We start from the raw sequence: 21,971 nt of genomic DNA on the forward strand, positions 1-21,971 counted from the left end.
TATGATGACTTCAGGGCGGCCGCAATGGCGCTGGAAAGGGAGAGGACCATGAACCGTCGCGACCTGCTGGGTACGCTCGCAGTAACGGGAAGCGGGCTCTTGTTGCCTCGCGTGGCGATGGCGCGGACACCGGCAATCCGGCTGACGTTCGACCCGAAGCGCACCGGACCCACCATTCCGCGTGATTTCGTCGGCCTGTCATTCGAACGGGCGCAATTGTCCAATCCAGGCTATTTTTCGCCGACCAGCCGTGTGTTCGTGAGCCTGGTGCGTGGCCTGTCGCCGTCGGGCGTGATCCGGCTCGGCGGGTCGTCGGGCGAGCACACCCGCTATGTCGGCGACCGGATCATCCCACCGGCGTTCGAGATCCATGGACCGGAACACAACAAGCTGAACCGCGAGGGGCTGAACGTCTCGACGCTGGCGCTGCAGAACCTGCGCGGCTTCCTCGACGCAACCGGCTGGACGTGCCTGTATGGCCTGAACCTCGCCCATGCGACGCCAGACGAGGCGGCGCGCGAAGCGGTGGACGTGACCCGCATCCTGGGTCAACGGTTGGTTGCGTTGCAGATCGGCAACGAGCCGGATGCGTTCCGCAACCGCTATCGCCCGGCGAACTGGGGACCGGCCGACTATCTCGCCGAATGGGACCGGTTCCACAGCGCGATCGTCGCGGCCGTGCCGGGTGCCAGATTTGCTGGTCCGGCGATCTCGAACAAGCTCGACTATCTCACCGCCTTCGCCGCCGTCGCCAAACGCTATCCCGACATCGCCATGCTGACCGGCCATTATTATGCGATGGGGCCGGCGGGATCGCCCGAAGCGACGCTCGATCGGCTCAAGGTGCCCGAGGCGAAGACCGCGACGTTCAAGCAGGCCGGCTATGACGCGGTGACGGCGGCGCGGCAGGTGTCGGGCCTGCCCTATCGCATGGCCGAAGGAAATAGCTGTTGGGACGGCGGCAAGGTCGGGGTGTCGGACGTCCATGCCGCATCTGTATGGGGCGCGAACCGCATGCTCGACTGGGCGCGGCGCGGCTGGATCGGGATCAACTGGCATGGCGGCGGCTATGGCAATTATTCGCCGATCGTCGGCACGCCGACCAAGGGCTTTACCAGGCGGCCGCTCTACTATGGCACCCAGTTCGGCCAGCGTTTCGACGGGGCGACGTTCCTTGCGACGAGTGCGCCCGAGGTGCCGTATTTCGACCATTACGCGCTGCGGAAAGACGGGCGCGATCACATCGTGCTGGTCAATCAGGGCGATGGGCCGGTGACGGTGGAACTGCCCGCGACGCCCGAGCCAGGCGTGACGATCCTGACCGGTCCTGCCGCGGCGGCGCGTGACGCCACGTCGCTGACGAGCCGAAAGCGCCGCCCGGTGCGCACGGTGACCGTGCCGCCGGTAACTGCCATGGACTTCACGGTGGCGCGGCGATGAGCGTTTCACGGCGTGCCACGCTGAAGGCCGGTGCCGGCCTTGCGCTTGCCTCCGCGCTGCCGGTCCGGGCGAACGGCGACGCGGCGGATCATCCAAATCGGCTGTGGTACGACCGACCGGCAAGCGAATGGGTACAGGCGCTGCCGCTGGGCAACGGGCGTCTCGGCGCCATGGTGTTCGGCGGGATCGCGAGCGAGCGTATCCAGCTCAACGAAGACACGTTCCACGCCGGTTCGCCCTATGATGGCACGAACCCGAAAGCGGGGGCGGGCATGCGCCAGGCGCGCGAGCTGCTGCTCGCGGGCAAGTTCAAGGAAGCGCAGGACCGTGCCAACGAGACGGTCGTGGCCAATCCGGCACGGCAGATGTCGTACCAGCCGATCGGCGACCTCATGCTGATCTTCCCGGGGATCGAAGGCGCGCACGACTATCGGCGCGAACTGGACCTTGATGGCGCCATCGCCACCACCCGGTTCAAGGTGCGGCAGGTGACGCATCTGCGCGAAGTGATCGCATCGGCGCCCGATCGGGTCGTCGCGGTGCGGCTGTCGACCGATGCGCCGAGCGGATCGGTCAGCGTCACGGTCGGGTTGTCGACGCCGCAGGATGGCGAAATCGCGGTCGAGGGCGACGATATGATCGTCATGCGCGGCATAGGCCCGGCGCAGCATGGCGTACCGGGCGGCATCCGGTTCGAGACGCGGGTCAAGGTGCTGCGAGAAGGCGGGCGTCAGATTACCGGGCGCGACGGCATCCGGATCGAGGGTGCGACGCAAGTCGTGCTGCTGGTCGCGACCGCCACCAGCTATCGCCGCTTCGACGATATCGGCGGCGACCCGTCGTCGATCGTGCGCGCCGACATCGCGGCGGCAAGCGCCAAGGGCTGGCCGGCCCTGCTGGCGGCGCATCAGGCCGATCATCGCAAGCTGTTCCGCCGGGTCGAGCTCGACCTTGGCCGCACGCCGTCCGCCGACCTGCCGACCGACCAGCGGATCGCGCGGTCGGGCGAGCTGGACGATCCGGCGCTGGTGGCGCTCTATTATCAGTTCAGCCGCTATCTGCTGATCGCATCGTCGCGGCCGGGGACTCAGCCGGCCAATTTGCAGGGCATCTGGAACGAGCGGACGGACCCGCCCTGGGAGTCCAAATGGACGCTCAACATCAACGCCGAGATGAACTATTGGCTCGCCGATCCGGCGGGCCTGGGCGAGCTGGTCGAGCCGCTGCTGCGACTGGTCAAGGATCTGGCGATCACCGGCCAGCGCACGGCGCGCAACGACTGGGGCGCGCGCGGCTGGGTCACCTATCACAACACCGACCTGTGGCGGCAGGCGACGGTCAATAGCTCGGCCTTTTACGGCATGTGGCCGATGGGTGGGGCGTGGCTGCTCAACACGCTGTGGGACCATTGGGACTATAGCCGCGACCGCGCCTTCCTGGCCGAGCTGTATCCCCTGATGGCGTCGTCGTGCCAATTCTATCTCGACGCGCTGGTGCCGCATCCGCGCACCGGCGAATGGGTGATGGCGCCGTCCAACTCGCCCGAGAACTCGCATCGCCCGGGCATTTCGATCGCGGCCGGTCCGGCGATGGACAGCCAGCTGCTGCGCGACCTGTTCGCGCACACGATCGAGGCCGGGGAACTGCTGGCGCGCGATGCGCAGCTGCGGGCCGAGATCGCGGCAAAGCTTGCCAAGCTGCCGCCCGACCGGATCGGCAAGGCGGGGCAGTTGCAGGAGTGGTTCGAGGATTGGGACATGGACGCGCCCGAGATCGACCACCGCCACGTCAGCCACCTCTATGCGCTGTATCCCGGCGAGCAGATCACCCTGCGCGACACCCCCGACCTTGCCCGTGCTGCGCAGCGCAGCCTGCAGATCCGCGGTGACGATGCGACCGGCTGGGGCATCGGCTGGCGGATCAACTTGTGGGCACGGCTCGAGCAGCGCGAGCGCGCGTACAAGGTGCTCAAGATGCTGCTGGGGCCAAGCCGCACCTATCCCAACATGTTCGACGCGCATCCCCCGTTCCAGATCGACGGCAATCTGGGCGGCGCGATGGGGATCGGGCAGATGCTGATGCAAAGCTATGGCGGCGGGATCCACCTGCTGCCCGCCCTGCCGCGCTATTGGCCGAGCGGGCGGCTGCGCGGCATGCGGGCGCGGGGCAATATCGGCGTGGACCTCGCCTGGTCCGCCGGACAGCTTAGCGAGGCGGTGCTGAACGCCGGCAGTTCGGGGAAAGTGCGCGTGCACCGGGGGGACGCGGTGCTCGACCTGAATCTGCGCGCAGGCGAGCGAGTGCGCATCGTGCCGGATGCCGCCGGGCTGAAGGCGCAGCGGCTGGGGCGTTAGTTGCCGGTCGTCGCAGCCTCGGCCGCGCGCAGCAGGAGCAGCTGTTCGGCGTCTTCAGTGCTCGCTTGACCCCATGCGAAGGCCGGGGCGCTGCGCAGCAGGTCGCTACGGATGTGCTGGGCCACGCGTTGAAGCTCATCCGGCGTCGGGGTGCGGTCGGCTTCGATACAGTGGATGACCTCGGGTGCGATCGTGGTCGCGGGCAGTGCCATGCGCTCCTCCTTTCACCGTCCAGCTAGGGTAGCGGCGGCGGCATGAAAGAGCGCCGGCCTGCCGATCGCGGCGAGGCGGCTCCATCGATCGACGAATGCCCGACCTATTCGGCGGCGACGGGCATGACCGCCACCTCGCGCTCGCTCGCTTCGCCCAGCTCCTCGGCGAACCAGGCGAACGTGCGCGCCAGCCCCTGCACGAGCGGCATCGTCGGGCGCCAGTTCAGCAACCGCTCCGCGCGCGAGATATCAGGCCGGCGGCGCCGGGGATCGTCGACCGGCAGCGGCAAATTCGTGACGGTCACCGGTCGATCCATGAGGGCGAAGATCGCCTGCGCCAGCTCGTTGACGGTGCGCTCTTCGGGATTGCCGAGATTGACTGGCTCCAGCCCGTCGATGTCGCTTTCCATCAGCGCGATCAGGCCGTTCACCATGTCGCTGACATAGCAGAAGCTGCGTGTCTGCATGCCGTCGCCATAGATGGTGACGTCGCGGCCCGACAGCGCCTGACAGATGAGGTTGGACACGACGCGCCCGTCATCGGGGTGCATGTGCGGGCCATAGGTGTTGAAGATGCGCGCGACGCGGACTTCGGCGCGCTTCATCCGCACGAAGTCGAACGCCAGCGCCTCGGCTGCGCGCTTGCCCTCGTCGTAGCAGGCGCGCGGGCCGGTGCAGTTGACCCAGCCGCGATAGTCCTCGCGCTGCGGGTGCACTTCGGGGTCGCCATAGACTTCGCTGGTGGAGGTGAGCAGGAAACGCGCGCCAGCGGCCTCGGCTAGGTGCAGGAGGTTGCTGGTGCCGACGACGCAGGTCAGCATCGTGTGTTCGGGATCGGCCTGATATTGCGGCGGCGAGGCGGCACAGGCGAGGTTGTAGACGCGGTCGAACTGGCCGGTGCGATACAGGATCTCGCGCGGCAGCGGATTGACGATGTCAGCCTCGACGAACTCGAAATTGGGGTGGCCTTCGAGCAGTTGCAGGTTCGACGGGCGTGCGGTCTGGAGATTGTCGAGGCACACGACGCGATGGCCGCGCGATAGCAGCTCCGCGCACAGATGCGATCCGATGAACCCGGCGCCGCCGGCGACGAGGGTGAGGGGATGGTTGTTGGTCATCGGTTGAAGGCTCCGCTCGCTAAGCGCCGCCGGGGCCGGCGCCATTTTTCTGTTCTGGGCTTCGGTAAGATGCGCTTCGAGTTGCGCGGCGCGATGCGCCGCCGTGTGCCCTTCCAGCACGCGCTCGCGCGCCGCCGCGCCGACGCGGGTCGAGGGGCGGCAGATCGCGGCGATTGCCTCTTCGGGCGTCGCGGCGAGCAGGATTTCCTCGCCGGGCACGAACAGGCTGTCGATGCCGTCCCAGCGATCCGACAGGATCGGGGTGCCGCAGGCGGCGGCTTCGAACAGCCTGACCGAGGGCGACCAGCCGGCCGCGATCATGTCGGCGCGTGTCACGTTCAAGGTCATGCGAGAGGCCGAGTAGAATTCGGCATGCTGCGCGGGCGGGAGATGCTCGATCCGCTCGACATTGCTCGGCCAGTCGATGTCGTCTGGATATTGCGGGCCGGCAACGGCGAATTGGAGGTCGGGGCAGCGGCGCGCGGGCTCAAGCAGCAGCGTCTCCAGCGTCGGCTGACGATCCGGGCTGTAGGTGCCGAGATAGGTGAGGTCCCAGCGTTTCTGGGTGCCGAGCGGGACATAGACGCTTTCGTCCACCGAGCAGTAAAGCGCGCGCGCTGCAGGCGAGCCATACTGCTGTTCGATCCGGTCGAGCGTCGGACCGCCCGTAAAGGAGAGGTACACGTCAAAGCCGGGGATGACGTCGGGCGAGAGATATTCGAAGTCGCCGCGCTCCAGCTTGGCAAGCGTGACCGGCGTGTCGATGTCGTAAAAGGCGGTAACGCCGCGCGCGCTACCCTGGACGAACCGAGCAACATCGACGCCGTCCGGCACGTAGGAGCCGACGATGACAGCATCGGCGGTCTCGATCGTCTCACGCCAGGCATCCAGCGCGGCCAGGTCGGGATAGTAGACGAGGTCGCAGAAATCGGGATCGATCAGGTCGCGATGATCGCCCGAATACCACGGCACATCGCGTTCGAGGAACAGGACGTCATGCCCGCGCGCGGCATAAGCCTTGAGCAGCGCGCGGAAAGTGGTGGCATGGCCATTGCCCCAGGAGGAGCCGAGGCTGAGGCCAAGGACGACGAGTTTCATGCGGCCTCCGTCAGGCGCTGGCGGTGTTGCTGAAAGATCGCGTGAACCTGCTGCCCGCGCAGGTCGTAGGTGTGTTCGGCCAGAACGCGGGCGAGCGCCGCCTGACCGATGGCACGGGCGCGATCGTCCGTGAGGGCTTCGAGATGCTCGGCCACGTCCTGCCCGTCGCGCGCGACCAGCACTTCAGCGTTCGGGATCAGGAACAGCTCGATCCCCTCCCATGCGTCGGTGATCAGGCAGGCGGCGGCGCCGGCCGCTTCGAACACGCGGGTGGCGGGGGAGAAGCCGATATGCGCCATCGAATCCCGCGCGACGTTCAGGACCGCTCGAGGCGTGCAGTTGAAGGCGTTGTGATCGGCAGTGCCGACATGGCCGATCGCGCGCACATTCGCCGGCATGGACTTGTCGTGCCAGCCATTGCCGCCAAGCAGGAAGCTTGCGTCCGGCAGCTGCGCGGCGGGTTCGAGGAAGAATTGCTCGATCCGCGTTTCGCGGTCCGGCAGGCGGTTGGCAAGCAGCCCGAGATCGGCGGTAAAGCGCGGGTCGGCAGGGGCGGGGTGGTGCGTTTCGGGATCGAGCGCGTTGTAGATCGGCACGCAAGCCGCAGCGCCGAAGCCGGTATAGGCATTCACCACCGGCGGTCCGCCGCCATAGGTCAGCACCATGTCGAGGTCCGGTAGCGCGCGGATGACGGGGTGCGAGGGGGCGCCGCGCATCTCGTCCAGCGTCGCGGCGGCATCAACGTCCCAGTAGATCTTGAGCGCGTCGGGCCGGCTCTGCGCGATCACGCCTTCGAGCAATTCCTGGTCGAATACGCCCACGCCGTTCGCCTTGACCACGATGTCGGCAGCCGCTGCCTGTGCCAGCACGCTGCGCAGCCCTTCTCGGGTGGCGGGATAGACCACCGATCGCGCCCATTCGGGCGGATCGATGTCACGATGCTGCTGGCGGTCGAACGCATCGGGTTCGTAGAAGGTGATGTCGTAGCCGTGGCTGGCCAGCGCCTTCAGGATCCCGCGATAATAGGTCGCCGCCCCGTTCCAGTAGGAGGACAGCAGGCTCGACCCGTAGAAAGCGATCTTCATGCGGCGTCCTTGGCTGGCAGGGTGGTGAGGCTGGCGACGATGGCGAGCAGTTCGTCAACGCGGTGCGCGCAGCTGTGACGGGCGCGGATCGTCTCAAGGCCGTTGCGGACCAATTCGGCCCGCAGCGCTGGATCGTTGCTCAGGGCGGTGAGGTGCCGCGTCATTTCAGCGCCATCGCGCGCCACGAGATAGTCCTGCCCCGGGCGGAACAGCCCCTCGGCATCGTCCCACGGCGCCGAGACCAGCGGAATGCCGCAGGCAAGCGCCTCGAACACGCGGATCGTGGGAATGCCGGGCAGGATCGTACTGTAGTAGCGGCGCGGCACGTGCACCGTTGCGAGGTGACGTGCGAACAGTTTCGGCGCGCGGGCGTTGGGTGCCCAGCCGTGATAGTTGACGCCGTAGCGGGCAAGCGTTGCCTTTGCCTCGTCGGGATAGCGCACGCCGTAGATGTCGAGCGGCAGCCCGGCATCCTGCGCCGGGCTGAACAGGAAGGTTTCAAGCTCCTGCGTCCGCTCGCCATCGCCCCAATTGCCGATCCACACGAGACCTTCGCGCTCGCCTTCTTCGAGGGGCGGGTGGAAGCGGCGCAGATCGGCGGCTTCGTGCCACGTCCATACGCGATCCGCCCAGCCCCAGCCGCGATAGACGTCCGACAGCGTCTCGCCGAACGCCAACACGCCGTCATAGCCCGAGAGGTCATAGGCACGCATTGCCGCAGGCTCGCTCACCGCGCGATGATGCGTGTCGTGGAAGAGGAGCGTGAACGGCGCGCCGCAGCTGCGCACGCGGCCGAGCCGGGCGACCAGCTTGGGATCGTTCCATTCGTGCACGATGACGAGGTCCGCGCCCTCGACCATCCGTTCGGGGAAGCAGAGCGGCGTATAGGTGGACGAGCGCAGTTCGGGATAGGCGGTGCGATAGGGTTCGAGCCCGGCTTCGCCATGATCAGCGAGCAGGTTTTGAAGGCTCCAGGCGTTTTCCGGCTCCCACACCTCGACCTGATGGCCGCGCGCGATCAGTTCGCTCAGCACGCCGCGCAGGAAATGCGCGTTGCCATGGTTCCAGCACGAAGCAAGCGAATGGGTGAAATAGACGATCTTCATGCCGCGACCTTTCCGCGTGGAGCGTGGTCGGCGAGCAGTCCGGCATAGATGCCGTGCATCCGCGCGGCCATCGCCTGGGGCGTGTAGCGCGCGGCCCGCTGCCGGGCGGCTTCGCCGAGCCGGTGGCGAAGCGCGCTGTCGCCGATCAGCGTGTCGATGGCATGGACGTAGGCGGCGGCATCGTCGCCCGCCACGAACAGCGCCGCCCCGTCCCACAGCTCGCGGAAGCTGGAAATGTCGGAAAGCACCAGCGCGCAGCCCGCCTGAGCCGCCTCGAGCACGGCAAGGCCGAACGGCTCGAACGAAGCGGCAGAGACGAACACCGGCCGCGATGCGAGCCGGTCGCCGAGCGCGGCGCCGTCGAGCGTGCCGAGCAGGTGCAGGTTGGCAAGATCGACTTGCTCGCCATGCGGCCCGGTCACGGTGCCGGCGGCATCGAACGGCACGGTGAGCCGCGCGGCGGCGGTGTCGAGCAACGCGGCGCGCTTCACCTTGTCCCACAGGCGCCCGACGGTCAGCGCGCGGTCGTGCATCGCACTCGTCCTCGCCGGCAGTGCGGTGCGCCCGTTATGCACCACGGCAGGCGCGTGGCGCAGGCCGTAATGGCGCGCGACGACCCGCGCATAGCTGGCGGTCGGCGCGACCAGGCGATCGGCGGCGCGCAGCCCTTCACCCATCAGCCGGCGGTGCCAGTCGAACATCGGATCGAGCGGTTGACCGCGCTTTGCCGCCTGCCACCAGGTCGATACGCAGCCATGCGTCACCGCGACGGTCGGCACGCCGATGGGCGAGGCTGCGCCGAGCGTCGGCATGTTGAGTTGCACCAGATCGACGCGCTGCGCGCGGGCCAAGTCGCCGATCGCCGCGCCGGCGGCCAGCACAGGCTTGGGACCATCGCACAGCCAGTCGAGCGGCAGGCCGGTTTCGATCAGCGTTGCGGTGGCGATCGCCTGCGCTTCGGCGCGCTGCGCCGGCGAGGGCGGCGGGCCGAGCAGCGCCAGCACGCATTCCACGCCCAGCACGCCGAGTTCGCGCGCCAGGTCGACACTGTACTGCCACACGCCGCCGACCGCATCGGTGGTGATGAGGACGCGCATCGCGCTTGTCACAAGGCGATCGCTTGCAGGACCGGTGCCTGCGCCGCGTGGGCTGGCAGGTCGATGCCGCGTTCACCAGCCAGCCACGTCGCCAGCCGCGCCACGCCATCGCGCCATGGTAACGGGGCAGCAAGGCCGAGTGCGGAGCGGGCGGCGCGGGTATCGGCCACGAAGTAGCGTTGATCGCCAGCGCGCCAGTCGTCGAAGCCGACCGTCGGCTCGCGCCCGATCAGCCGCCCGATATGATCGATCAGCACGCGCAGGCTGACCGCATTGGCAGCGCCGCCACCCAGGTTGAAGGCGCGCCCCGCGATGCGATCGATCCGCTGCCATGCGGCAAGATAGGCATCGACGGCGTCGCCGACGTCGAGGATGTCGCGGACCTGCTGGCCGTCGCCGTAGAGCGTGATCGGCTGATCCTGAAGCGCGCGGATCAGGAAGTGCGCGACCCAGCCCTGATCCTCGGTCCCCATCTGACGTTCGCCATAGATGCAGCTCATCCGCAGCACGGCGGCAGGCAGCCCGAAGCTGCGCGCATAATCGAGGACATACTGGTCCGCCGCGCCCTTCGAACAGCCATAGGGCGTGTGGAAATCGAGCGGGCGCTGTTCCCCGATACCGTTGCGGCGGATCTGCGCGTCCGCGGGAAGATAGCCCCGATCGGTGGCGACGAACTCGAGGTCGGCGAGATCGCCATAGACCTTGTTGGTCGAGGCGAAGATGACCGGGGGCGGCGTGGACGCCTGACGCGCGGCTTCAAGCACGGCGAAGGTGCCGCCGATGTTGATCTCGAAATCCTCGCGCGGGTCGGCGAGGCTGGTCGTCACCGCGACTTGCGCCGCCATGTGGAACACGGCGCGCGCGTCGCGCACCGTTTCGGCGAGGATGCCGTCGCGAATGTCGGCGATCACCGGCTGGATCAGATCGCCATGGCGGCGCTGCAGCCAGGCGAGGTTGCGCTCGACGCCGGGACGCGAGAGTGCGTCATAGACGATGACGCGGTTGCCCTGTCCCGCCAGGCGGTCGGCAATGTTGCAGCCGATGAAGCCAGCGCCGCCGGTGACCAGGATCGGACGATCGGCGGCGGGGGTCATGCGACGAGGCCCCGCGCTTCGAGTTCGGCGCGCGCATCATCGACGCGGTCCTCGGCGGTCTGCTGCCCGACCCATTCGGCCAGTTCGGCCAGCCCCTCTTCGAAATCCTGCCGCGCCCGGAAACCGATACGCTGTTCGGCGAGGCTGGTGTCGGCAAAACAGTGCCGGATGTCCCCGATGCGCGCCTTGCCCACGATCTCCGGCTCGATGTCGTTCTTGCCCATTGCGCGGGCTAGCGCCTGGGCGACTTCAGTCACCGAACGATCCTGGCCCGATCCGATGTTGAAAGTCTGCCCGACCGCTTCGGGCAGGGTGAGCGCGTCGGCAAAGGCGCGGGCGACGTCGCTCACATGCACGAAATCGCGGCGCTGCTCGCCATCCTCGAAGATCATCGGGCGCTGGCCGTTGAGCAGGCGCGAGGCGAAGATCGCCAACACGCCGGTATAGGGATTGGAGAGCGCCTGACCGGGGCCGTAAACGTTGAACAGGCGCAGGCACACGCTCTCGATGCCATAGGGGGCGCCCATGATATGCGTGGTGCGCTCCTGCACATATTTGTTGAGCGCATAGATCGAGGCAAGGCTGGGCCGTTTCCATTCCGGCGTGGGCAGTGGCGCGAGTTGATGGCCGTTCAGGTCGACCGGGTTCCACACCTGCTGCCCGTCGCGCACGATGCCGCGCTCGGCATCCTCGACCAGGTTGCCGGCGACGTCGCGATACAGCCCCTCGCCATAGATGCTCATCGATGATGCGGTGACGACGCGGCGGACAGGATGGTCGATCAGCCGTTCGAACAGGACGGCGGTGCCGACATCGTTGGTCGAGGTGTAGCGTTCGACTTCGTACATCGACTGGCCGACACCGACTTCGGCGGCGAGGTGGATGACGCTGCCGACACCGTTGAGCGCGCGGGCGACGGCATCGCCATTCCGTATATCGGCGACGATCAGTTCGGCATCGTCATCGAGGTCGGCCGGGCGATCGGCCTGGCCATGAACCTGGGGCAGCATGCAATCCAGGATGCGGACCTGATTGCCGCGGCGAAGCAGTTCGGCGGTCACCTGGCGCCCGATGAAGCCGGCGCCGCCAGTGATCAGGACCTTTTCCGCCATGCCGTATCTCCCCGCAGATTTACATCTGGCATCCAGCGATCTATTTAGACTCGCCTGAAAAACGCCGACGGTTCGCTTCCGTCGCGGGGTTGAACATCTTCTTCTTCATCTAGTTCCCTGATGTTTGTTGATGCAAACATAGGTTATGTACTTTGTTGCTCATCCGGCAATAGCATCTACAAAGCTTCTCAACGCCATACGGGATTCAAGTTTACATGGATCAAGGATAATAGCTGATTCATGTAAAGAAGCGCCGATGATGCGAACCATCCACCTCGTGCGGCATGGCGATCATGACGAAGTAGGCCGGGTGCTGAGCGGACGATCGGCAATCCCGCTGAACGCGCAAGGCCGCGCGCAGGCGGTGGCATTGGGGGAATGGTTCGACGGCTGCCGGCCGGCGTCGCTGCACAGCAGCCCGCAACTCCGTGCACGGCAGACCGCGGCGCCGATCGCCACGCGGCTCGACCTGTCGGTGCGCGAGGCGGCTGCGCTGGACGAGATCGACTTCGGCACATTCACTGGACGCAGTTTCGCGGCGTTGGACAGCGATAAGGACTGGCAACGCTGGAATCGCGAGCGCGCGACGGCACGCTGCCCCGGCGGCGAGACGATGGCCGAGGCGGTCGCGCGCGCGCGCGAGTATCTATGGTCGCTGCCCGGCGGCGATACGGCGATCTGCGTCACCCATTGCGACATCATTCGCGGCCTGGTCGCCGACCTGCTCGGCATCGGCCTCGATCGCATGTTCGTGCTGGATTGTGATCCGGGTTCGGTGACGACGTTGGTGCTGGGCGAGGGCCACGCCCGGCTGGCCGCGCTCAATGTGCCGGCTGTGCGACCAGCACCGGCGTGACCGGCGGCGCTTGAGCATAGCTTTTCTCTTCGACCAGCGCCGAGCCGAGCAGGTCGTTGATGGCGCGCTTGATCGCGGCGCGCTCGTCATTGGTCTTGTACACCGACCGGGCGAGCGCGACGAAGCTCGGGCCGAACTGCGCATCGGCCTCCTGTTCACGCAGTGCATCCTCGACCTCCCACAGCGTCGCGTTGATGCGGGTCAGGCGCTGCATCAACGGTGCAAGCCCGGCGGTATCCATCACCTGCGCGGCGGCGGCGCTGAGCAGCGCATGTTCCTGCTCCACATGCAGCAGGGCGTCGGCGCGCGTGATCCGCTCGCGCTTGATCGCAAGGATCGTGAGCTTGTCGAGCAATTCGCCCCACGAGACGGGAACGGAGGGGCAGTCGGCGTCGGACATCGGCTTAGCTTTCGGCTGTAAGGAGGGCGCGCTGGGCGAAGTCCGCGATCGCGGCATCGGCGACCGACTGCCAGTCGCCCGGGTGTGGCTGGGCATACAGCCGCATCGACGGGTACCACGGACTGGTGCGGCTGTGCGGCGACCAGCGCCAGTCTGGCTCATGCTTGAGCAGCAGCCAGGTTGGGCGTCCCATCGCGCCGGCGAGATGCGCGATCATCGTGTCGACGGTGATGACGAGTTCGGCCGTTGCGACGAAGGCCGCTGTCACGGCCATATCGAACGGGCAGCCGGCCGGGTTCAGCACCGGCAGCGGGGAAGCATCCGCGACCAGGGTGAGCGTCGGCGCCTGCCGGCAGATCGGCTCGAGCAGATCGGCCGGGATGTTGCGCTGCGGGTCCCAGTCGCCGGCCGCATGGCAGAGCGCAAGGGTATGACGCGGCAGGATCGCGCGTGACGCCCTGAGGTAGGGCGCGGCGACTGCGTCGGGCGCGACGCGCAGGACGAGGTCGAGTTCGGTGATCTCGATATCGCACTCGGCGGGCGGCAGCGGGCGTGCCGGATCGAACGGCACCAGCCGATCAATGCCGGCAATGCCGCTCAGCAACGCGATGAGCCTGGGTTGTGCCTCGACCGTCAGGGACCGTGCGCGCTGTGCCAGGATGGGGAGGTAGCGGGCAAACTGGATCGTGTCGCCGAGGCCGTGATAGCAGCGCACCAGCACGTCGCGGCCCTGCGGATCGCTGCCGTCCCACACCCAGCGCTGATGAAAGGGCAATGAGGGGTCGTCGCGCGTCGCCGGATCGCGTGCGCGCAGCGATGCTTCGGCAATGGCCCATGCGGTGTGGTAGCGCCCGCTGCGCATCGCCGCCGTCCACTGCTCAAGCGCGTCGCTCATGCTTCAGTAAAGTCGAGTCCAGCAACTTGTGTTCCACTGGACCGATCAAATAGTGACAAACATGATCCATGTTATCAGCAACAAAGAAACTGTATAACATGGATCAAGGATTGAACCTGCTAAGTAGAAGCTAGGGAACAGCAATCCCTTCCGCTCGTTGGCGAAACGAACTTCTCCGTCTGCCATGCGATGGTCGGTCCCCCCGGCTATCGCGCGATCCCATCCAAAGGGGGTGCCTGTTGAGCCGAACTGCCGCAATTCCCCTTCGCGCGCCGTCGCCTGCATCGCTGCAAGAACGGATCGACGCATTGGGCCCCTGGTTCCACAATATCGATCTGGGCAACGGCGTGACGACCGCGCCCGACCATTTCCTGGGTGACTATCCCAGCTTCAAATTCGCCACCTTCGCGCATGTCATTCCCGACGATCTGACCGGCAAGTCGGTTCTCGACATCGGTTGCAACGCCGGCTTCTATTCGGTCGAGATGAAGCGGCGCGGCGCGGCGCGCGTCGTCGGCATCGACAGCGACGATCGCTATCTCGACCAGGCGCGGCTGGCGAGCGAAACGCTGGGCTTCACCGGCATCGAGTTTCGCAACCTGTCGGTCTATGACCTCGCGGCGCTGGGCGAGCGGTTCGACCTCGTGATCTTCATGGGCGTGCTCTATCATCTGCGGCACCCGTTGCTGGCGCTCGACCTGATCCGCGAGCATGTCGCCGGCGACCTGATGCTGTTCCAGACGATGCAGCAGGGATCGTCCGAGGTGATGGACGTGCCGGCCGATCACCCCTTCTTCATGCCGGGCACCACGACCCCGCCGCCCTATTTCGACGATCCGGCCTATCCCAAGATGCACTTCATCGAACGCGAGTTCGCAAGCGACTGGACCAATTGGTGGGCACCGAATGCGGCGTGCAGCCAGGCCATGCTGCGTGCGGCGGGCTTTACCATTGAGGCGCACCCCGAGGGCGATGTCTATCTCTGCCGCGTCGCCGACGTGCCCTATGCCGCGCTCGGCCCGCGCGCTGTCTATCCGACGAAAGGAGACGCTGCGTGATCGAAGCGGCGATGATCTGGAACGAGCCCAACAACAAGTCGCATTGGGATCCGGCAATCGACCCCGACTGGACGATGTTCGCCGACCATGTGCGGCTTGCCGGCAATGCGATCCGCGACGTCAACCCGACGCTGCCACGCGTGCTGGGCGGCATGTCGCCCATCGATCCCGCCTGGCTGAAGCGCATCGAAGGCCATGGCGCGCTCGAAGCGGTCGATGTGGTGGCGGTGCATGGGTTTCCGCTGGACTGGAACCTGTGGCCGCTCAGCGCCTGGCCGGACAAGATCGACGAGATCAAGGCCGTCACCGACAAGCCGGTGTGGGTCACCGAAGTCGGCGTCAGCAGCTTTGGCGCGGAAGAGGTGCAGGTGTTCGGTCTCGACCGGACGGCGCAGCTGCTGAAGGGCAAGGCCGAGCGCATCTTCTGGTATTCGCTGTTCGACCTGCCGCAAAGCTGGGGCGCGGAGACGCGGCACCGCGAGGCGGAGGGCAGTTCCTATTACCGCCACTTCTATCTCGGCCTGATCCGCGAGGACGGCACGCCGAAGCCAGCGCTTGAAACCTATGCGCAGCACGCCGCCGAGATCGGCCTGATGCAGTGGTTTCACTTCCACGATCCGCGGCTCGATGAGGCGGTGGCGTGGATGAAGCGCCTGGGCGCGCGACACATTCGTACCGGCCTTAGCTGGGCGGACAGCTTCCGCGAGGGCGCGGTCGACTGGTTCGACCGGCAGATGGAGGCGCTGGCCGACTTCGACGTCACGGTCACCTTCTGCTTCACGCCCGCGCATCTTGGCATCGAGCCGCACCACACCAGTCCCGCGCGTGATCCGCAGGCGTTCGCCGATTTCTGTGCCTGGATGATCGACCGCTATGCGCCGGCCGGCGACAGCCGCCTGCAGATCGTCCGGCCAGCCGCACCCGTCGAGCACGCTGCTGCCGAACTCAACCCGCTGTACCTCAACCGCGACGAGCGTCTCGCCGCCGAACGGAGCGCCGCCTGATGCTTTCTCCAGACCGTCGCGGCATCAACGTCGCCATCGCCGGCATCGGCAATTGCGCCAGCTCGCTCGTCCAGGGCCTGTCGCATTATCGCGCCGGCGCGAACGACACGATCGGCCTGATGCACGAGGAAGTCGGCGGCTATCATCCAAGCGACATTCGCGTGGTTGCCGCATGGGACGTCGACCGGCGCAAGGTCGGGCGCGACGTGGCGCAGGCGATCTTCGCCAAGCCCAATTGTACCGCTGTGTTCTGTGACAGCGTCGAAGAAACGGGCGCAGTGGTGCGGATGGGCAAGCGGCTGGACGGTGTGGCCGATCACATGGCCGACTATCCCGACGACCGCACCTTCCTGCTCGCCGACGAAGCCGAGCCGAGCAAGGACGAGGTGGTGGCGGTCCTGCGCGAAAGTCAGGCAGACGTGCTGATGAACTACCTGCCCGTCGGCAGCCAGGCAGCGAGCGAATTCTATGCCGAATGCGCGCTGGAGGCGGGGGTCGCCTTCGTCAACAACATTCCGGTGTTCATCGCCAGCAACCCCGACTGGGCGGCGCGGTTCGAGGCCGCCGGTGTCCCGATCATCGGCGACGATATCAAGGCGCAGCTGGGCGCGACGATCGTCCACCGCGTGCTGACCGACCTGTTCAAGAAGCGCGGCGTGAAGCTCGACCGCACTTATCAATTGAACACCGGCGGGAATACCGACTTCCTCAACATGCTCAACCGCACGCGCCTTGCGTCCAAGAAGGAGTCGAAGACCGAAGCCGTGCAGTCGGTCGCGCAGGCGCGGCTCGAAGACGAGAACATCCATGTCGGGCCCAGCGACTATGTCGCGTGGCAGAACGACAACAAGGTGTGTTTCCTGCGCATGGAGGGGCAGCTGTTCGGCGGCGTGCCGATGAACCTGGAACTGCGCCTGAGCGTGGAGGACAGCCCGAACAGCGCCGGCGTCGCGATCGACATGATCCGCTGTGCCAAGATCGCGAAGGACCGCAAGCTGGCCGGGCCGGTGCTACCGGCTGCCGCCTGGTTCTGCAAACATCCGCCAGTGCAGATGACCGACGACGAGGCACATGCCGCACTCGAAGCGTTTATCGCGCCCAACTAATGATCCAGCCCCTCTTCACGCCGGCGCTGGTCGAGCGCGTCGAGCACTTGCGTCGGCTCCACGTCCTTGGTGACCTCCCGCAGCTCGGGCGCGTCGGCGGGAACGCCGAGCCGCTCGGCGATGCGCTGTACCAGCTCTGCGACCTTGGTGAGCTCATGCTCCGCCAGCAGATTGACGTGCAGGTCGAGCGCAGCGCGGCGGTCGGCCGCGGCGGCCATGCGGTTCTGGGTGATGAGGACGAAGGTGGACAGGAAGATCGCCTCGACCGACGCCTCCATCGCCAGCACGACGAAGGTGGGATCGAATTTGGGGATGATCGGCAACCAGCCCAGGTTGATGAAGATCCACAGGCTGTAGACCACGAGGTGCAGCACCACGAACGTCATCGATCCGGTGAAGGCGGTGATGCGGCGCGCGATCCGTTCGCTGAGCGGCGCGCGGGCTTGTTCGATCCGCTCCCGCTCGGCCAGGGCGGCGATGTTCTGCTTGAGCGTGTCAGCCATTTGCGCGGGCGCTTGAGGTGCCATGCGAACCTCCTCGATCAACAGGAAAAGACGTTGGAGCACAAATGGTTGCGGGGAAAATGATGCGCGCGGCAATATTGGAGGGGCCGGCGGCGATCCACATCGGCGAGGCGGAGCGGCCCGAGCCGGGTCCCGGCCAGGTGCGGATCCGGCTGGAAGGATGCGGCGTGTGCGCGTCGAACGTCGAACCATGGGAGGGGCAGCCCTGGTCCACCTTTCCTGGTGCGCCGGGCGGGCTTGGCCATGAAGGCTGGGGCGTGGTCGACGCCGTGGGGCAGGGCGTTGCCGACATCGCGCCCGGCGATCGCGTCGCGGCGCTGAGCGAGCGCAGCTTTGCGCAATATGACGTTGCCGATGCAGGCCGGGTCGCCAAGTTGCCGCCGCAGCTCGACGGCCAGCCCTTTCCGGGCGAACCGCTGGGCTGCGCCTTCAACATCTTCCGCCGCAGTGACATCCGTGCCGGGCAGACGGTGGCGATCATCGGCATCGGCTTTCTTGGCGCAGTGCTGACGAAGCTGGCGAGCGATGCCGGCGCCCGAGTCATCGCCATCTCACGCCGGCAGGAATCGCTCGATCTGGCGCGACGCTATGGCGCCGCGGAGACGATCCCGATGGACGATCATTGGGCGATCATCGACGCGGTAAAGGCGCTGACCAGCGAGCAGATGTGCGAGCGCGTGATCGAATGCGTCGGCAAGCAATGGCCGCTCGACCTGGCGGGTGAGTTGATCGGTTTTGGCGGCAGGCTGGTCGTAGCCGGCTATCATCAGGACGGGCCGCGTCAGGTGAACATGCAGAATTGGAACTGGAAGGGCATCGACGTGATCAGTGCGCACGAACGCGATCCGCACGTGCAGATGCGGGGGCTGCGCGAGGCTGTGGATGCCGTGGCGAGTGGCCGGATCGATCCGGCGCCGCTCTATTCGCACCGGTACGCGTTGGACGAGCTGGGCGAAGCGCTGGCGGCGACGCGCGACAAGCCGCAGGGGTTCGTCAAGGCACTGGTGATGTTCTCGTGAAGCCTCGCATCGGTTTTCTTGGCACGGGATGGATCGGGCGGCATCGCATGGCGGCGATGATCGACACGGGCGCGATCGAAGCGGTGGCGGTGTGCGATCCCTCGCCCGATTGCGCGGCCGAGGCGCTGAAGCTCGCGCCCGGTGCGCGGCAGGTCGCGACGTTCGAAGACCTGCTCGCGCTGGAGCTGGACGGGGTCGTCATTGCGACGCCCAGCGCGCTGCATGCCGTGCAGTCGATCCAGGCGTTCGAAGCGGGCAAGGCGGTGTTCTGCCAGAAGCCGCTCGGCCGTACCGCGGATGAAACGCGCGCGGTGGTGGCGGCGGCCCGCGCGGCCGACCGGCTGCTCGGCGTCGATCTCTCCTATCGCCACACTGCCGCAATGTGCGAGATTGCCGAGCTGGTGCACGGCGGTGCGCTGGGGCAGCTGTTCGCGATCGATCTGACCTTTCACAACGCTTATGGCCCGGACAAGCCGTGGTTCTATGATCCCGTCCAGTCGGGTGGCGGGTGCGTGGTCGATCTGGGCGTTCATCTGGTGGACCTCGCGCTGTGGACGCTGGGCTTTCCCGCCGTGCACGACGTCGATGCTCGATTGCTGAAGGGCGGCGCGCCGCTGCGGGCCGGCGAGGTCGAGGATTATGCGGTCGCGCAGTTCAGCGCCGGCGACGTGCAGGTGCGGCTGGCCTGTTCGTGGCGGCTGCATGCCGGGCGCGAGGCGGTGATCGAGGCAGCCTTTTACGGCACGGGCGGCGGCGCTGCGCTGCGCAATGTCGCCGGCTCCTTCTACGACTTCACGGCCGAGCGGTTCGACGGGACGGTAGCGGCGCGCCTTTCCGACCCGCCCGACGAATGGGGCGGGCGCGCCGCCGCCGGCTGGGCGCAGCAGCTTGCGCATGCGCCGGGCTTTGATGCCACGGCCGAGCAATTCGTCCGCTCGGCGCAGGTGCTGGACCGCATCTATGGACGCTGAGGGGTGAAGGTCGGCGTCCTCACCTTTCACCGCTGCATCAACTACGGCTCCTATTGGCAGGCGCGGTGCCTGGTCGAGGGGCTGCGTGGGATGGGGCATGACGCGCGGTTGCTCGACCATGATGACGTGACGGCGCGCCGCGCGGAGTGGCGCAACGCGTTTCAGCCGCGCCTGCCGGTGCGCACGACGCGGAACGACATCGCGGGTTATGGCGCAAAGGCGAGGCGGTTCCTGGCAGCGTTCGACGCCTTGCCGCAAACCCCACGCTTTGATCTGAACGAGCCGTGGCGCGCAGAGCCGCAGGACGCGATCGTCATCGGCAGCGACGAAGTGTGGAACTTCAGCCATCCCTGGTACGGATGGAAGCCAGCCTTTTTCGGCGATTTCCTGCCGGCAGGGCGCCGCATCGCCTATGCCGCGAGCTTCGGTAGCCACGATGCGGCGCGTGGCATCCACCCGGATTGGGCGGCGAAGCTTGCCCGGTTCGACGCGATCTCGGTCCGCGATGCAAACAGCCGCGAGCTGGTGCAGGCGAGCACGGGGCGCGACCCGACCGTGGTGCTCGATCCCGTGCTGCAATTTCCGCCGGCCGAGCCGGAGGCGGGTGCGCGCGGCGGCCATGTCGCGGTCTATGGCCATGGTTTTCCCGATTGGTTCGTGGGCAATGTGCGCGCGTGGGCGAGCCAGCGCGGGCTGCGGCTGGTGAGCATCGGCTATCGCAACGATTGGGCAGACGAGTCGGTGATCGATCTCGCCCCGGAAGCATTCCCGGCGCAGATCGCCGGAGCGGCGGCGGTGACGACCAACTTCTTCCATGGCTGCGTGTTCGCGCTGCGCTTTGGGCGGCCGTTCGTCTGCGCCGTGTCCGACTATCGCCGCAACAAGCTGCGCGACCTGACCGACAAGCTTGGCGCGGCGCGACATCTGGTCGATGCAACGACGGAAGCGGGGGATTATTCGGCGTTGCTCGACGCGCCGCTCGATCTCGAAATCGCCGGACGGATCGCTCAATTGCGTGAGCAGTCCGGCGCGTTCCTGGCGACGGCGCTTGGCTGAACCGCTCACGCCGCGCGATGTTGCCCAGGCCGGCCTGTGCATCGGCTGCGGCGCCTGTGGCGCGGGGCAGGGCGCGCTGGCCTGGGACAGGTTCGGGCAGCTCAAGCCTGCGGACGATTGGGCCGGGAATGCCGTGCCCGCCTTCGACCAGTTTTGCCCGTTTTCGCCCGACGCGCGAAACGAGGACGCGATCGCCGCCGAACGGTTTCCTGCGCCGGCAAGGCGTGACGAGCGTATCGGCAGCTTCGAAGCGGCCTATGTCGGCCATGTCGCGGAAGGCGAGTATCGCGCCGGCGGCAGTTCGGGCGGGATGGTCAGCTGGGTGGCGGCAGAGCTGCTGCGGCGCGGGCTGATCGATGGCGTCGCGCATGTCGTGCCGGTCGATCCGACGCGGGGGGACCGCTTTTTCCGCTATCGTATCTCGCGCAGCGTGGACGAGATCGGCGAGGGGGCACGCTCGCGCTATTACCCGGTGGAACTCTCAGCGGTGTTCGACGAGATACGGGCCGTGCCGGGCCGCTATGCGATCGTCGGTGTGCCGTGCTTCATCAAGGCGACGAACCTGCTGCGCGACGTGGACAGCGTGATCGCGGAGCGGGTGGCATTCACGCTGGGCTTGTTCTGCGGCCACATGAAGAGCGCCCGCCTTGTCGAGAGCTTTGCCTGGCAGCTGAATGCGCCGATGGATCAGGTGCGCGCGGTCGAATACCGGCAGAAGAACCCCGACCGGCCGGCCAACTGGTATACCGCCCACCTGACCCTGGCCGATGGCAGCGCGCGCTGGCAGGACTGGATGCACCTTGCCGATGGCGACTGGGGCGCCGGATTTTTCCAGAACAACGCGTGCAACTATTGCGACGATGTGATGGGCGAGACGGCCGATATTGCGTTTGGCGACGCGTGGGTCGAACCCTATTCGTCGGATGGACGGGGCACCAATGTCGTTATCGTGCGCTCGCCCGAAGTGCAGCGGATCGTCGCCGAAGCGATCGGCGAGCGGCGGCTGACGCTCGATCCGGTCGATGCCGATTTCATTGCGAATACCCAGGCGGCAGGCTTGCGGCAGCGCCGCGACGGCCTGGCCTACCGCCTGCGGTTCGCCCCGCCGCGGCTGCCGCTGCGCAAGCGCGTGGCGCCGGGCGGCGAGGCGCTGCCGCTGCGCCGCAAGCTGATCTATCGCACGCGGCGGCGGATCAGTTCGGGTAGCCACCGCCTGTTCGCGACGGCGCGCGCATTGCACTGGCCAAGGCTGTACCTTAGCTGGGCGCGGCTGGCGCTCGGCCTCTACGGCGCGCTCGCCTATTTGCGCGGGCCGCTCGGCCGGCTGGTCGGCCGGCTGAGCGACGATGACCGCAACAGCTGGTGA

The 21,971-nt window shown here is 67.0% G+C and carries 20 protein-coding genes; 10 read left to right on the plus strand and 10 right to left on the minus strand.

What is annotated here, in order from left to right:
• The first annotated feature begins 48 nt into the window (after window positions 1-48).
• Both BFL28_RS16995 and BFL28_RS17000 read left to right on the plus strand, forming a co-directional pair.
• A complete protein-coding gene (locus tag BFL28_RS16995; protein ID WP_069321708.1) occupies window positions 49-1,440 on the plus strand; it encodes a hypothetical protein in 1,392 nt (463 codons plus the stop codon).
• Window positions 1,437-3,794 (plus strand): glycoside hydrolase family 95 protein, encoded by a 2,358-nt coding sequence (locus BFL28_RS17000; protein WP_069321709.1) that lies wholly within the window; start codon window positions 1,437-1,439, stop codon window positions 3,792-3,794. The genes BFL28_RS16995 and BFL28_RS17000 overlap by 4 nt, the downstream gene beginning before the upstream one ends.
• Here BFL28_RS17000 and BFL28_RS17005 read toward each other — a convergent pair.
• From BFL28_RS17005 to BFL28_RS17040, 7 genes are all read right to left on the minus strand, one after another.
• The gene (locus BFL28_RS17005; RefSeq protein ID WP_069321710.1) at window positions 3,791-4,006 is read right to left on the minus strand and encodes a hypothetical protein; all 216 of its coding nucleotides are present in this window, start codon (window positions 4,004-4,006) and stop codon (window positions 3,791-3,793) included. The two genes, BFL28_RS17000 and BFL28_RS17005, sit on opposite strands and share 4 nt — an antisense overlap.
• Window positions 4,007-4,110: 104 nt before the next feature.
• Window positions 4,111-6,222 (minus strand): NAD-dependent epimerase/dehydratase family protein, encoded by a 2,112-nt coding sequence (locus BFL28_RS21815; protein WP_079247246.1) that lies wholly within the window; start codon window positions 6,220-6,222, stop codon window positions 4,111-4,113.
• A complete protein-coding gene (locus BFL28_RS17020) occupies window positions 6,219-7,307 on the minus strand; it encodes a CgeB family protein (RefSeq protein ID WP_069321711.1) in 1,089 nt (362 codons plus the stop codon). Before BFL28_RS17020 ends, BFL28_RS21815 begins: the two co-directional genes overlap by 4 nt.
• The gene (locus BFL28_RS17025; RefSeq protein ID WP_069321712.1) at window positions 7,304-8,413 is read right to left on the minus strand and encodes a CgeB family protein; all 1,110 of its coding nucleotides are present in this window, start codon (window positions 8,411-8,413) and stop codon (window positions 7,304-7,306) included. The genes BFL28_RS17020 and BFL28_RS17025 overlap by 4 nt, the downstream gene beginning before the upstream one ends.
• Window positions 8,410-9,510, minus strand: a complete 1,101-nt coding sequence (locus tag BFL28_RS17030) for a glycosyltransferase family 4 protein (RefSeq protein WP_069321713.1) — start codon at window positions 9,508-9,510, stop codon at window positions 8,410-8,412. Before BFL28_RS17030 ends, BFL28_RS17025 begins: the two co-directional genes overlap by 4 nt.
• Window positions 9,511-9,518: 8 nt before the next feature.
• Window positions 9,519-10,604: an NAD-dependent epimerase/dehydratase family protein gene (locus tag BFL28_RS17035; RefSeq protein WP_069321714.1), complete on the minus strand. Its 1,086-nt coding sequence runs from the start codon at window positions 10,602-10,604 to the stop codon at window positions 9,519-9,521.
• Window positions 10,601-11,716, minus strand: a complete 1,116-nt coding sequence (locus tag BFL28_RS17040; RefSeq protein WP_069321715.1) for an NAD-dependent epimerase/dehydratase family protein — start codon at window positions 11,714-11,716, stop codon at window positions 10,601-10,603. Before BFL28_RS17040 ends, BFL28_RS17035 begins: the two co-directional genes overlap by 4 nt.
• Before the next feature lie 259 nt (window positions 11,717-11,975).
• On the opposite strand from BFL28_RS17040, the gene BFL28_RS17045 reads away from it, so the two are divergent.
• The gene (locus BFL28_RS17045) at window positions 11,976-12,572 is read left to right on the plus strand and encodes a histidine phosphatase family protein (protein WP_241527375.1); all 597 of its coding nucleotides are present in this window, start codon (window positions 11,976-11,978) and stop codon (window positions 12,570-12,572) included.
• Here BFL28_RS17045 and BFL28_RS17050 read toward each other — a convergent pair.
• Together BFL28_RS17050 and BFL28_RS17055 are read right to left on the minus strand one after the other, a co-directional pair.
• The gene (locus tag BFL28_RS17050; RefSeq protein WP_069321717.1) at window positions 12,538-12,972 is read right to left on the minus strand and encodes a DUF6165 family protein; all 435 of its coding nucleotides are present in this window, start codon (window positions 12,970-12,972) and stop codon (window positions 12,538-12,540) included. The genes BFL28_RS17045 and BFL28_RS17050 overlap by 35 nt on opposite strands.
• A gap of 4 nt (window positions 12,973-12,976) precedes the next feature.
• Entirely contained in the window at window positions 12,977-13,867 is an 891-nt protein-coding gene (locus tag BFL28_RS17055) for a glycosyltransferase family 9 protein (protein ID WP_069321718.1), read from the minus strand.
• 239 nt (window positions 13,868-14,106) lie between these two features.
• Here BFL28_RS17055 and BFL28_RS17060 point away from each other — a divergent pair, with 239 nt between their 5' ends.
• From BFL28_RS17060 to BFL28_RS17070, 3 genes are read left to right on the plus strand one after another with little or no spacing between them, the layout of a single operon-like run.
• On the plus strand, window positions 14,107-14,925 hold the full coding sequence (locus BFL28_RS17060) for a TIGR04290 family methyltransferase (protein WP_241527376.1): 819 nt from the start codon (window positions 14,107-14,109) through the stop codon (window positions 14,923-14,925).
• Window positions 14,922-15,929 (plus strand): glycoside hydrolase 5 family protein, encoded by a 1,008-nt coding sequence (locus BFL28_RS17065; protein WP_069321719.1) that lies wholly within the window; start codon window positions 14,922-14,924, stop codon window positions 15,927-15,929. The genes BFL28_RS17060 and BFL28_RS17065 overlap by 4 nt, the downstream gene beginning before the upstream one ends.
• Window positions 15,929-17,035 carry an inositol-3-phosphate synthase gene (locus BFL28_RS17070; RefSeq protein ID WP_069321720.1) on the plus strand — a complete coding sequence of 369 codons (1,107 nt, stop codon included), beginning with the start codon at window positions 15,929-15,931 and terminating at the stop codon, window positions 17,033-17,035. Before BFL28_RS17065 ends, BFL28_RS17070 begins: the two co-directional genes overlap by 1 nt.
• Here the strand turns inward: BFL28_RS17070 and BFL28_RS17075 are convergent.
• Window positions 17,032-17,562, minus strand: coding sequence for a DUF1003 domain-containing protein (locus BFL28_RS17075; protein WP_069321805.1), 531 nt, complete (start codon window positions 17,560-17,562; stop codon window positions 17,032-17,034). The genes BFL28_RS17070 and BFL28_RS17075 overlap by 4 nt on opposite strands.
• Window positions 17,563-17,603: 41 nt before the next feature.
• Between BFL28_RS17075 and BFL28_RS17080 the strand changes: the two genes are divergently transcribed.
• The 4 genes from BFL28_RS17080 to BFL28_RS17095 are packed head-to-tail and all read left to right on the plus strand — an operon-like array spanning window position 17,604 to window position 21,971.
• Entirely contained in the window at window positions 17,604-18,578 is a 975-nt protein-coding gene (locus tag BFL28_RS17080) for an MDR/zinc-dependent alcohol dehydrogenase-like family protein (protein WP_241527377.1), read from the plus strand.
• On the plus strand, window positions 18,575-19,549 hold the full coding sequence (locus tag BFL28_RS17085) for a Gfo/Idh/MocA family protein (RefSeq protein WP_069321721.1): 975 nt from the start codon (window positions 18,575-18,577) through the stop codon (window positions 19,547-19,549). The genes BFL28_RS17080 and BFL28_RS17085 overlap by 4 nt, the downstream gene beginning before the upstream one ends.
• A 3-nt stretch (window positions 19,550-19,552) precedes the next feature.
• Entirely contained in the window at window positions 19,553-20,605 is a 1,053-nt protein-coding gene (locus BFL28_RS17090; RefSeq protein ID WP_069321722.1) for a polysaccharide pyruvyl transferase family protein, read from the plus strand.
• On the plus strand, window positions 20,598-21,971 hold the full coding sequence (locus BFL28_RS17095; protein WP_241527378.1) for a Coenzyme F420 hydrogenase/dehydrogenase, beta subunit C-terminal domain: 1,374 nt from the start codon (window positions 20,598-20,600) through the stop codon (window positions 21,969-21,971). The genes BFL28_RS17090 and BFL28_RS17095 overlap by 8 nt, the downstream gene beginning before the upstream one ends.

This window comes from Sphingomonas turrisvirgatae, from assembly GCF_001721295.1.
GTDB lineage: Bacteria > Pseudomonadota > Alphaproteobacteria > Sphingomonadales > Sphingomonadaceae > Sphingomonas > Sphingomonas turrisvirgatae.